This window comes from Halogeometricum sp. S3BR5-2 (assembly GCF_031624635.1).
GTDB classification, from domain to species: domain Archaea; phylum Halobacteriota; class Halobacteria; order Halobacteriales; family Haloferacaceae; genus Halogeometricum; species Halogeometricum luteum.
Genome location: NZ_JAMQOQ010000001.1, coordinates 47,617 through 59,271 on the forward strand (window position 1 = coordinate 47,617; position 11,655 = coordinate 59,271).

At 67.6% G+C, this 11,655-nt stretch carries 12 protein-coding genes; 7 read left to right on the forward strand and 5 right to left on the reverse strand.

Annotated elements, in window-relative coordinates:
* Positions 1-14: 14 nt before the first annotated feature.
* A complete protein-coding gene (gene thrS, locus NDI79_RS00200) occupies positions 15-1,940 on the reverse strand; it encodes a threonine--tRNA ligase (protein ID WP_310926438.1) in 1,926 nt (641 codons plus the stop codon).
* Between the two features lie 205 nt (positions 1,941-2,145).
* Between thrS and NDI79_RS00205 the strand changes: the two genes are divergently transcribed.
* From NDI79_RS00205 to NDI79_RS00215, 3 genes are all read left to right on the forward strand, one after another.
* Positions 2,146-3,063, forward strand: a complete 918-nt coding sequence (locus NDI79_RS00205) for an endonuclease/exonuclease/phosphatase family protein (protein ID WP_310926439.1) — start codon at positions 2,146-2,148, stop codon at positions 3,061-3,063.
* A 94-nt stretch (positions 3,064-3,157) separates the two neighbouring features.
* The gene (gene malQ, locus NDI79_RS00210; protein WP_310926440.1) at positions 3,158-4,648 is read left to right on the forward strand and encodes a 4-alpha-glucanotransferase; all 1,491 of its coding nucleotides are present in this window, start codon (positions 3,158-3,160) and stop codon (positions 4,646-4,648) included.
* 206 nt (positions 4,649-4,854) lie between these two features.
* Positions 4,855-5,952, forward strand: coding sequence for a CNNM domain-containing protein (locus NDI79_RS00215; protein ID WP_310926441.1), 1,098 nt, complete (start codon positions 4,855-4,857; stop codon positions 5,950-5,952).
* Here NDI79_RS00215 and NDI79_RS00220 read toward each other — a convergent pair.
* A complete protein-coding gene (locus NDI79_RS00220) occupies positions 5,949-6,530 on the reverse strand; it encodes a DJ-1/PfpI family protein (RefSeq protein WP_310926442.1) in 582 nt (193 codons plus the stop codon). The genes NDI79_RS00215 and NDI79_RS00220 overlap by 4 nt on opposite strands.
* Before the next feature lie 74 nt (positions 6,531-6,604).
* Between NDI79_RS00220 and NDI79_RS00225 the strand changes: the two genes are divergently transcribed.
* The 3 genes from NDI79_RS00225 (at position 6,605) to NDI79_RS00235 (ending at position 9,187) form a co-directional block, all read left to right on the forward strand.
* Complete coding sequence (locus tag NDI79_RS00225; protein WP_425499555.1) at positions 6,605-7,561, forward strand: mechanosensitive ion channel family protein; 957 nt, start codon at positions 6,605-6,607, stop codon at positions 7,559-7,561.
* 68 nt (positions 7,562-7,629) lie between these two features.
* Positions 7,630-8,562, forward strand: coding sequence for a DNA-3-methyladenine glycosylase family protein (locus NDI79_RS00230; protein ID WP_310926443.1), 933 nt, complete (start codon positions 7,630-7,632; stop codon positions 8,560-8,562).
* Between the two features lie 178 nt (positions 8,563-8,740).
* Positions 8,741-9,187 (forward strand): DUF555 domain-containing protein, encoded by a 447-nt coding sequence (locus tag NDI79_RS00235; RefSeq protein ID WP_310926444.1) that lies wholly within the window; start codon positions 8,741-8,743, stop codon positions 9,185-9,187.
* A 149-nt stretch (positions 9,188-9,336) separates the two neighbouring features.
* On the opposite strand, the gene NDI79_RS00240 is transcribed toward NDI79_RS00235, so the two are convergent.
* Complete coding sequence (locus NDI79_RS00240; RefSeq protein ID WP_310923795.1) at positions 9,337-9,573, reverse strand: UPF0058 family protein; 237 nt, start codon at positions 9,571-9,573, stop codon at positions 9,337-9,339.
* 275 nt (positions 9,574-9,848) lie between these two features.
* Here NDI79_RS00240 and NDI79_RS00245 point away from each other — a divergent pair, with 275 nt between their 5' ends.
* Entirely contained in the window at positions 9,849-10,256 is a 408-nt protein-coding gene (locus NDI79_RS00245) for a translation initiation factor IF-2 subunit beta (RefSeq protein WP_310926445.1), read from the forward strand.
* A 42-nt stretch (positions 10,257-10,298) separates the two neighbouring features.
* Here NDI79_RS00245 and NDI79_RS00250 read toward each other — a convergent pair whose 3' ends face one another.
* Together NDI79_RS00250 and NDI79_RS00255 are read right to left on the reverse strand one after the other, a co-directional pair.
* Entirely contained in the window at positions 10,299-10,478 is a 180-nt protein-coding gene (locus tag NDI79_RS00250; RefSeq protein WP_310926446.1) for a DUF7836 family putative zinc-binding protein, read from the reverse strand.
* 117 nt (positions 10,479-10,595) lie between these two features.
* Entirely contained in the window at positions 10,596-11,594 is a 999-nt protein-coding gene (locus NDI79_RS00255; RefSeq protein ID WP_310926447.1) for a transcription initiation factor IIB, read from the reverse strand.
* Positions 11,595-11,655 lie beyond the last annotated feature (61 nt).

The following is an 11,655-nucleotide window of genomic DNA, read 5'->3' on the forward strand; positions in this document are numbered from 1 at the left end:
CCCGAACCGGAGAATCAGTCCGCGAGGAAGTCGGGTTCGAGGCGCTTCTCGCCGTACTCGGCGTCGAGGTGCTCGCGGAACGCCTCGACGGCAACGTCCTGCTCCTCGCGCTCCTTCCGGTCGCGCACGGAGATGGTGCCGGACTCGGCCTCGTTCTCGCCGACGACGAGCATGTACGGCACGTTGTCCTCCTGCGCCTCGCGTATCTTCCGCCCGAGCGTCCACGAGCGGTCCTCCACGTCGACGCGGAACTCGGAGAGTTCGTTCTTCACGCGGTGGGCGTAGCCGAGTTGGTCGTCGGAGATGGGGAGGATTCGGACCTGTTCGGGCGCCAGCCACAGCGGGAACTTCCCGTCGAAGTGCTCGATGAGGACCATGAAGAACCGCTCGTAACTGCCGTACAGCGCGCGGTGAATCATCACCGGGCGGTGCTCCTCGTTGTCCTCGCCCGTGTACGTCAGGTCGAACCGCTCGGGCATGTTGAAGTCCACCTGCACCGTCGGGCCGTCCCACTTCCGGCCGAGGGCGTCCTCGAACGCGAAGTCTATCTTCGGCCCGTAGAACGCGCCGTCGCCGGGTTCGAGGTCGTAGTCGATGTTCTGGTTGTCGAGGACGGAGCGGAGTTGCGTCTCCGACTGCTCCCATATCTCGTCGCTCCCGACGGACTTCTCGGGGCGCGTGGCGAGGGCGACGTGTGCTTCTAATCCAAACGTCTCCAGCACCTCGTAGATGGAGTCCATCACCTGTCGAATCTCCGCCTCTATCTGCTCGGGGCGACAGAACAGGTGGCCGTCGTCGATGGTGAACGACCAGACGCGCGAGAGGCCGGACAGTTCGCCGCGCTGTTCTTTTCTGTAGACTTTCCCGTCCTCGAAGTAGCGGACCGGGAGATCCCGATAGGACCACGAGTGCTGGTCGAAGATGGTCGCGTGACCGGGGCAGTTCATCGGTTTCAATCCGTACTCCTCGTCGTTCACGTCGAGGAGGAACATGTCGTCGACGTAGTTGTCGTAGTGCCCCGACTTCTTCCACAACTCGGTTCGAAAGAGGTGCGGCGTCTCGACGGGGTCGTAACCGGCGTCGACGTTCAGCGACTCCGCGAAGCCCGACAGTTCGTCGAGTATCTTCTTGCCGTTCGGGTGGTAGAGGGGGAGGCCCGGCCCCGTCACCTCGGGGATGGAGAAGAGGTCCATCTCCTGACCCAGTTTGCGGTGGTCGCGCTCCTCGGCCTCCGCCCGCAGTTCCATGTACTCCTCTAAGTCCTTCTCGGACTCGAACGCCGTGCCGTACACGCGCGTCAGCGTCTCGTTGTCCTCGTCGCCGCGCCAGTACGCCGAGGAGATGTTCAGCAGTTGCACCGCGCCGATTTCGCCCGTCGACTCGACGTGCGGACCCTTACAGAGGTCCTCGAAGTCGCCCTGCACGTAGAAGGAGAGTTCCTCGTCGCCGGCGGCCTCGTTCTCCAAGATGTCGCGTTTGTACGGGTTGTCCTCGTACAGTTCCAGCGCCTCCTCGCGCGAGCGGAGTTCGCGCTCGACGGGGAGGTCCTCCTCGAGTATCGACTCCATCTCGGCCTCTATCGCTTCGAGGTCGTCGGCGTCGAGGTCGACGTCCGTCACGTCGTAGTAGAAGCCCTCGTCCGTCGGCGGCCCGATGGCGAGTTTCGCCTCGGGGTGCAGGCGCTGGAGCGCCTGCGCGAAGACGTGCGCGGCCGTGTGCCGGAGGACGCGGAGGTACTCGTCGCTCTGGTCGGTGACGATGACGACCTGCGCGCCGTCGTGGACGGGGGCGGCTTTGTCGACCAGTTCGCCGTCGACGACGCCCGCGACCGTGTCCTTTCCGAGCCCCGGCCCGATTTCGTAGGCGACGTCCGCGACCGTCGCACCCTCCTCGACGGACAGCTCCGAGCCGTCGGGGAGCGTCACCACGATTTCACTCATGTGCGTTCGGAATCGGAGCGCACGAATAAGTGTTTTTGAAGGGCGCTACGGGGTCGCACGGGCGCGCTGGCCGTCGAGGACGGCCGCCGTGCGACCGGTCCGCGACGCCGTCTCCGGCGCGCCCCTCGGGGGCGACCGGCGCCCGAAGAGCGCGAACTTCGGAGACGGCGAAAATACCTTTGCACCGCCGCACGCACGAACCTGAATGGATATCTCCTCGCTGTCGCGACGCGAAGCGCTCTCCGGTGCCGCCGTCGCCGCGGGTGCGGTCGGGGGCGGAGCGCTGGTCGGCGAGCGTCTCGGCTTCGACCCGCTCGGAATGGGCGGGCCCTCCGGCGACCCGACCCTCGCGGCCTGTTCGTTCAACGTCCTGCACGAGACCTCCGACAGCGAGTTCCCGTGGGAGCCCCGACTCCCCCGCGTCGTCGACGCCATCGAGCGCATCGACGCCGAACTGCTCGGTCTCCAAGAGATCATGCCGGAACAGCGGAGCGACCTGCGGGCGGCGCTCGACGGCTACGAGTGGTACGGCCGCGGCCGCGAGGGCGGCGACGAGAGCGAGGCTGTTCCCGTCGTCTGGTCGGCGGACCGCTTCGAGGCGCGCGACCGGGGAGATTTCTGGCTCTCGTCGACGCCCGGAGAGCCGAGCGCCGGGTGGGGCGCTCCCAACCGACGCGTCGCGACGTGGGTGAGCCTCACCGACGGGAACACGGGAACCGACATCTGGTTCTGCAACACGCACTTCTCCTGGGCCGACGAGGAGACGCGCCTCCGGTCGGCGGAACTCGTTCGACGGCGGGCGGTCGAACGCGCGGAGGGCGGCGAGTCGGTCGTCCTGACGGGCGACCTCAACGCCGAACCGGAGTCCCCGGCCCACCGCCGCCTGACGGGTGCGTCGGAGACCCGTTCGAGCCCGCTCGCCGACGGCCGCCGGACGGCGGACGCCGATTCGGTGTCCGGCCCCTCGCGGACGTACCACGACTTCTCGGACGACCTGGAGGACCGGGTCGACTACGCGTTCGTCCCCCGGGAAGCGGACGTGCTCGGTTATCGAACGCTCGGAATCCGGGAGGAGGGCTACCGCTCGGATCACCTGCCGGTCGTCGCGCGCTTCCGCCTGTAACCGGGGACGACGACGGCCCCCTCCGGACCCGTCGGCGGCCGGCCGTCGTCCCGACAGCCACACGCTTATCTCCCCGGACTCGGACAGGGAAACTATGAGATTCGACCGACAGTCGGGCGTCTTTATGCACGTCACGTCCCTGCCGGGGCCGCACGGCATCGGCGACCTCGGCGACGGCGCCCGCGCGTTCGTGGATTGGCTCGCGTCGGCGGAGCAGTCGCTCTGGCAGTTCTGTCCGCTCGGACCGACGGCGTCGATTCACGGCGACTCGCCGTACCAGTCGTACTCGGCGTTCGCCGGCAATCCGCTGCTCGTCGACCTCCGCCGACTCCGGGAGGAGGGCTACCTCACCGACGACGACCTCGAACCCGTCCCCGAGTTCTCGCCGCACGACGTGGAGTACGACCGCGTCCGCGAGTACAAGACCGAGATGCTCCGCACCGCGCACGACCGATTCCGCGCGGAGGCGACCGACGAGGACCGCGAAGCCCTCGAATCGTTCCGAGAGCGCGAGTCGGCGTGGCTCGACGGCTACGCGCTGTTCATGGCGCTGCGGACGCGCTACGACGGCGCGTGGATCGAGTGGCCGCAGGAGATACGCACGCACGAGGAGGAGGCCGCCGAGCGACACCGCGAGGAACTCGCCGAGGAGGTTCGCTACCGCGAGTTCGTTCAGTTCGTCTTCGACCGGCAGTGGCGCGACCTGAAGTCCTACGCCAACGAGCGGGGGGTCGAACTGGTGGGCGACCTGCCCATCTACGTCGCCCTCGACAGCGCCGACGTGTGGGCGTCGCCGGAGGCGTTCGACCTGACAGAGGAGAACGAACCCGCCGCCGTCGCGGGCGTCCCGCCGAACCCCGGCGACGACGGCCAGCGGTGGGGGAACCCCCTCTACGACTGGGAGTACCTCCGCGAGAACGGCTACGACTGGTGGATGGACCGGCTCGAACGGCTGTTCGAACTCGTCGACGTCACCCGCATCGACCACTTCAAGGGATTCGACGAGTACTGGGCCATCCCGGCGAACGCGCGGTCCCCCGAGGCGGGCGAGTGGCGACAGGGCCCCGGGGCGGCGTTCTTCGAGGCCGTCGAAGAGCGGTTCGGCGACCTGCCGTTCGTCGTGGAGGACCTCGGCTTCATCGACCAGAGCATGGTCGACCTGCGCGACCGGTTCGGGTTCCCGGGCATGCGCGTCCCCCAGTACGCCGACTGGTGCCAGCAGGGCGATATGTACCAGCCGATGCACTTCCCCGAGAACAGCGTCGGCTACACGTCGACGCACGACACCAACACGTTCGTCGGCTACTACCGCGACCTGCCGGACCAACAGAAGGACTGCCTGCACTACAACGTCGGAGCCGACGGCTCCGAGATACACTGGTCGGTCATCGACGCCGTCTGGCGGTCGAACGCCGTCCTCGCGTTCACGACGATGCAGGACGTGCTCGGACTCGGGTCGGAGGCGCGCTTCAACCTCCCCGGCACCGCACAGGGCAACTGGCGGTGGCGCTGCACCGACGAGGGGTTCGACCCCGACGCGGCGAACCGCCTCGCGGCCCTCACCGACGAACACATCCGCAACTAAACGACTCCCTTTCGTTCTCCCCGTCCGCCACCGCGGTTCCGCACGGCGCCGGTTGAGCAGTTGGCTGTTCGGGTCGGAACTCGAACGCCGTTCGACGGCTTGCCAATCGGAAACAATATCCTTGTGTACATGTCCTCGAAGCACGCCAAATTCAAAACGGCCGATGGATTCTAACCGCTGGCCCGGGAACCGAGAGCCACTACCAGATGAACGCAACAGTCATCAGTCTCCGTCTTCTCGCGGGCGTCGCGCTCATTCTCGCGAACGGCTTCTTCGTCGCTATCGAGTTCGCGCTGACGCGCGCCCGGCAGTTCACCGAGGACGAGTTCGTCGGCGACGACTCGCGACTCGAACGCGCGTGGTCGATGACGCAGGACCTCGAACTCTACTTGACCACCTGTCAGGTCGGCATCACCGCGTCGAGTATCGCGGTCGGTATCGTCGCGGAACCCGCGCTCGCGGCCCTGTTCGAACCGCTGTTCGGCGGCACGGCGCTCGCCACGGTCGGCGCGGGCGCGATACTCGCGTACGGTATCATCAACCTCGTCCACCTCACCCACGGCGAACAGGCGCCGACGTACCTCGGCGTCGAGCGCTCCCGGACGGTGTGCCGGTACGGCGCGGCACCGCTGTACTGGTTCTACGTCGTCATCTCGCCGCTCATCACGCTGGGCGACGCGGTGGCGAAGTGGACGCTCAAACTGTTCGGCATCGAGATGACGGGCGCGTGGCTCGAAACCGAGGAGGACGTCATCGAGACGCGCGCGCAACTCCACAATCGGATGAGTTCGCTCCTGGACCGCGGCGAGATATCCGGCGAGCGACACGAGGAGGTGCTGAACGCCTTGGAGGCGGGGGAGATTCAGATTCGAGACGTGATGGTCGACGCCGCGGACGCCGTCTACCTCTCGATGGACGCCTCGCCCGAGGAGAACCTCCGTCGCGTCTCCGACACGCCGCACACCCGGTATCCACTCGTCGACGGCAACCTCGGCTCGGTCGAGGGCGTCGTCTACGTCCCGAGCGTCGTCGACCGCATCGACGACCTGCGGTCCGGCGACGTGACGTTCGCCGAAATCGCCGCGCCGCCGATGACGATATCGGCGGAGACGACCGTCAGCGACGCGATAGACCGCTTCCAAGCCGAACGACAGGAACTCGCGGTCGTGTTCGCCGACGGCGACGCCATCGGACTCATCACCGCGACGGACGCGCTGGAGGCCGTGATGGGCGACCTGGAGGACCCGCTGGACGCGGGGGACGACCGGGACCCGTCCGACCGCGGCGACGCGACGCCGAGTTAGAGCGCCGAGCGACCGCCCTCCTCTCCGTTCGGATAATCCATCTGTTCTGCGACCGCCGCCCGCGTCTCGGCGTCGGTCAGTCGCTCGACGAGGTACAGACCGAGGTCCAGCGCCGAGGTGACGCCGCGGGCGGTCACCACGTCGCCCTCGTCGACGACGCGGTCCGACGACACCTCGCAGTACGCCGCGAGTTCCTCCGTCGCCCCGGGGTGCGTCGTCGCCGTCTTCTCCTCCAGGAACCCCGCCGCGCCGAGCAGCAGCGACCCGGTGCAGACCGACGCCAACAGGTCCGCATCGGCGGTTTCGAGCCACGCGAGGAAGTGCTTGTCCGCCTGCAGGGTTCGGGTGCCCGCGCCCCCCGGGACGACCACCAGGTCGTACCCGTCCAAGGGTTCGCCGACCCTGTCGGCCTCGAAACGGAGACCCGCCGTCGCCGTCACCGTCTCCGTGGGGGCGCAGACGTCCCATTCGAACGGGAACGGCGCGAGGTCCATCGTGTCGAGGCGGGTCAGCGGGTCGAACGCCCCGACGAAGTCGAGGGCGGTCATCTCGTCGAAGGCGACGAAGGCGGTTCGCATACGGGCGCTTCGACGCCGGAGGAGGTAAAGCCGCCCTCCGGTAGTTTTTCGCCGTCCCGCGGAGACGACGACGCGTGCCGCGCCGCCGCCTCGGTTACCTCTCACTGCTGCTCGCGCCCGCCCTCCTCGTCGCCGCCAGCGTCGTCTCCGCGTTCTCGCTGTTCGGCGACGCCGCCGTCGGCGACGTCCCCCTCACGTTCGTCGTCTCGCGGGCGCTGACCGCCGTCGCCATCGTGTCGGCCGCGTTCGGGGCGTACCTCGTGGTCCTCCACGCCGTCGCCGCCCGGTTCGACAACAAGCGCCGGTCGCACGACGCGCGGAACGTCCTCCGACTCCTCTTCGGCGCGGTGGGTCTCGTCGCCGTCCTCGGCGTCGTCACCGACCAGTGGGTGGGCGTCCTGCTCTCCTTGGGCGTCGTGGGGTTCGCAATCACGTTCGCCCTCCAGCAGCCCCTGCTGTCGCTCATCGCGTGGTTCTACGTGATGCTCAAGCGGCCGTTCTCCGTGGGCGACCGCGTCGAAATCGGCGGGACGCGGGGCGACGTGGTCGACGTGGGCTTCCTCGCCACGACGCTGTGGGAGGTGCAGGGACCGCTCGTCTCGACGGGGCAACCCTCCGGACGCGTCGTCACCGTCCCGAACGCGCAGGTGCTCTCCTCGCAGGTGACGAACGACTCGGCGCTGTTCAGTCACGTCTGGGCGGAGGTGACCGTGCAGGTGGCCTACGAGACGGACCTCGCGTTCGCCCGCGCCGTCATGGTCGAGGCGGCCGACGACCACCTCGGCGACGAGATGGCCGCGGCCGTGCGCTCGTACCGCGAACGACTCGACGAGACGGCCGTCGTCCTCGACGTGCACGACCGGCCGACCGTGAACGTCGTTCAGCGGGAGTCGTGGGTCGAACTCCGCCTGCGCTTCCTCTCGCTTCCGCGGCGCGTCACCCGGAACCGCAACGCCATCTACGAACGGGTGCTCGCGCGGTTCAACGAGGAACCCGAACGGGTGCAGTTCCCCGTCGGCCGCAACCGCTGAGGCGCCTCGAATCGGAGAGCGCCGGCGCATCGAAACCCCGATACCCGCCGCCTCCCTGACCCGAGACGATGGAGTTCGAAACCGGGGCGATTCCCCTGTCGGACCTCGACGGCGCGTTCGACCTGCAGGCGACGCTGGAGAGCGGGCAGTCCTACCTCTGGGACCGCGCGGACGGCCGGATGTACGAGACGATGAGCGTGCACGGCGGCGACGCGTGGTACGAAACGGTCGTGCCCCCGATTCCGGGCGTCTCCGAGGAGTCCCTCGTCGTCCGGGTCCGGCAGACCGGCGACGAACGCGAGGGGCGTCTGGAGTGGGAGGCGACGGGGGACGCGGTGCCGGTTCTCACCCACCTCCTCCGCCTCGACGACGACTTGGACGCGATACTCGGGGGGACGCCCGACGATTCACTGCTCGACCGCGCCTACGACGCCTACGAGGGGATGCGCCTCGTGCGCGACCCGGCGTTTCCCTGCCTCGTGTCGTTCATCTGCTCGGCGCAGATGCGCGTCTCCCGCATCCACGGGATGCAGATGCGACTCGCCCGCGAGTACGGCGAGACGGTCGCCGTCGACGGCGAGACGTTCCACGCGTTCCCGACGCCCGAACGGTTGGCCGCGCGGACGGAGGAGGAACTCCGCGACCTGTCGCTGGGCTACCGCGCGCCGTACGTCCGGCGGACGGCCGAGATGGTCGCCGACGGTGAGGCTCACCCCGACGAGGCCGCGGGACTCCCCTACGAGGAGGCCCGCGAGTCGCTGACGCGGTTCGTCGGCGTCGGCGACAAGGTGTCCGACTGCGTGCTCTTGTTCTCCTTGGGCTACCTCGAAGCGGTCCCCCTCGACACGTGGATTCGCTCCGCCATCGAAGAGCACTACCCCGACTGCGAGAAGGGGTCGTACGCCGCCACCTCCCGGGCCATCCGCGACCGACTCGGCGGAACGTACGCCGGATACGCTCAGACGTACCTGTTCTACTATCTCCGCGCCGGCGGGGAGTGACCGTCCCGGAATCCGACCGGCGGTCGCCGGACCGACCTCGGTTCTGACGACCGCGGGATACCGCCGGTACCCGATTCACCGGAATACGGGGTCGCTCGCGCCGGAGACGGGGGTTCGGCTCCGACGAGATGCGAGCGTCCGGGCCAACCTTCATGCGGCGCCCGACGTAAGGTCGACTATGGACTGCAGGGTCGTCGTCGAGGCCGCGGTTCCCGTGTACGACGTCGAGACGGAGGACGAGGCCATCCGCATCGCCATCGCGAAGACCGGCGAACTGCTGAACCCGGACCTCAACTACGTCGAGATCAGCATGGGGTCGCGCACGTCGCCCGCCGGCGAGGAACTCGTCCCGGCGTTCGTCGCCGCCGACGAGGCCCTCGTCGCCCTCGAACTGGAGATGACCGTGTTCAACGTCGAACGGGAGGAACACGCCGCGCGCATCGCGCGCAAAGAGATCGGTCAGCGACTGGAGAGCGTCCCGCTGAAGGTGCTCCGCGTCGACGTCCTCCCCGACGAGGAGGAAGAGGAGGCCGAGGAGGCGAACGGGAACGGAGGCGGGAACGCAGACGCGGACGCGGACGACGACCTCATCCCGGAGTTCGACGACCTGATGGACGACGGCTGAGGGAGTCCGTTTCGGACTTCGACCGCTCTCCCGCCGTCAGTCTCGCGACCGAAGCCCGTTCTTCGCGTCGCTCCGTCTCCGCTCGGCGCCGAGGAGAGATGTGACTCGGCGGTCGGGGTGGTCGGAGGAGTCGCTGTTCTGTGGGCGTTTCAGTCCGCGTGCGGTGCGACGGCTTCTTGCTCGGGTTCGTCCATCGACGAGGTGATTCCTTTCACGAGTTTGAAAACAGCGGCCTTGTGGTCGGTCTTGGACTTGTGAATCGACGTCGGTCGGACGCCGAGTTCGTTGTACGCTGTGAGCGGGATATCGCTGTCTTCTCGCTCCTCGATTTCTGTGTGTACCTCTGCGAGCAGGCCGTGCAGGTGGATGAGTTCCTGCTTCTTCATGAGCAAACCCCACTTGAGACTGGAGGATTATATTACTATCTTGACCCTCGTTAGCACACCCTCCCTAAACGGCCGGAAAATACCGTCTGAAGGCCGATTTCAATACGTTAGATGATGACAGTTCGGCCGCGTGCGCGGTCTCATCGCGTTCGAATACAGTCGTTCGCAGAGACCGTTCGCCGCTCGCGGCCTAAGGGCTGACGGTTCGCGGACGCGCCGTGCGGGACGCGCCGCTCTCCTGAACGTTTTAGACGCCGCGTTCCCTTCTTTCCCCCATGGGCTACGAGGACCAACTCGACAGAGCGCTCGAACAGTCGCCCGACGTCGCCGACAGGAGCGACCGCTTTCGGGTCCCCGACCCGCGGATTCGTTCGGAGGGGAACGCGACGGTGTACGAGAACTTCGACGAGACGTGCGACCGACTCGCGCGCGACCCCTCGCACCTGATGAAGGCGATACAGACCGAACTCGGGACGAGCGCGGAGATAGACTCCAAGGGCCGCCTCCGTCTCACCGGGAACTTCAACGACCGGCGCCTGCAGGTCGCACTCGACGAGTACGTCGACGACTACGTCCGCTGTTCCGAGTGCGACTCGCCGGACACGCGCCTCGTCACCGAGCAGGGGACGACGGTGCTGAAGTGCGACGCCTGCGGGGCGCTCTCGGCGGTTCCGGACCTGTAGAAAGGGGTTCCGTCGTCCGTCGCCGGGGCGTCCGACCCCGCGCTACTCGAACTGTCTCACCGTCTGGAGGTCGCGTTCGGTTCGCATGAACTCGGCGAGGCGGCGGGTCGCGCCGCACGACGAGCACGTGTAGTTCTTCTTGGTGCCGGGGAGTTCGGACGGGTTCGCTTCCCAGTCCTTCCCGCACTCGGGGCACAGCAATCGAACAAACGCTTCGACCATGGTTGCCATTGACTCGCGGTGCAGGAATAAAGGTTTCCGCGTCGAAAACTCGCGTTCCGCGTCGGGTTCGTCGGCGCCGTCCGCCGCCGAGTCGTGCGAAAAAATGCGGCCGCGTGATCAGGCGAACAGGCCCGCATCATCCACTTCGAGCAGCTCTTTGTACCGGTTCCGGATGGTGACTTCGGAGATGCTCGCCACCTCGCTCACCTGGCTCTGCGTCACCTTCTCGTTGGTGAGCAGCGCGGCCGCGTAGACGGCCGCGGCGGCGAGGCCGACGGGCGATTTGCCCGAGTGGATGCCGGCCTCCTTCGCCCCTCGGAGCAGCGTGTGGGCCTGCCGCTCGGCCTCGTCGGAGAGGTCGAGTTCGGAGGCGAACCGCGGGACGTACTGCTCGGGGTCGGCGGGCTCGATTTCGAGCTTCAGTTCGCGGACGATGTATCGGTACGTCCGGGTGAGTTCCATCTTGTCGACGCGGGAGACCGTCTTCAACTCGTCGAGCGACCGGGGCGTTCCGGCCTGTCGCGCGGCGGCGTACAGCGACGCCGTGGCGACGCCCTCGATGGACCGTCCCGGAAGCAGGTCGTCGTCAAGCGCGCGGCGGTAGATGACCGAGGCCGTCTCGCGGACGTTCTCGGGCAGGCCGAGCGCGGAAGCCATGCGGTCTATCTCGCCGAGCGCCTGCTTGAGGTTGCGCTCCTTCGAGTTCCTCGTTCTGAACCGCTCGTTCCACGTGCGGAGCCGCTGCATCTGCTCTCGCTGGCGCGCCGACAGCGAGTTGCCGTAGGCGTCCTTGTTCTGCCAGCCGATGTTGGTCGACAGCCCCTTGTCGTGCATCATCCGGGTCGTCGGCGCGCCGACGCGGGACTTCGAGTCGCGCTCCGAGGAGTCGAACGCGCGCCACTCGGGGCCGCGGTCGACGGCGTCCGTCTCGACGACGAGGCCGCAGTCGCCGCAGACCGTCTCGCCGCGGGCCTCGTCGGTGACGAGCGACCCGCCGCACTCGGGACACACCTGCCGCTCGGTCTCCGCTTCCGTCTCGCGTTCCGTCGCCGTCTCGTCGGCGCTCTCGCGCCGTCGGTCTGTGCTGACGTACTCTCTGATTGTCGTATCGCTCATGGTGGGATGCGGACCCGTCGCCGACCGGGTGAAGAACTGAGAATCGAGAGAGACCGGCGGC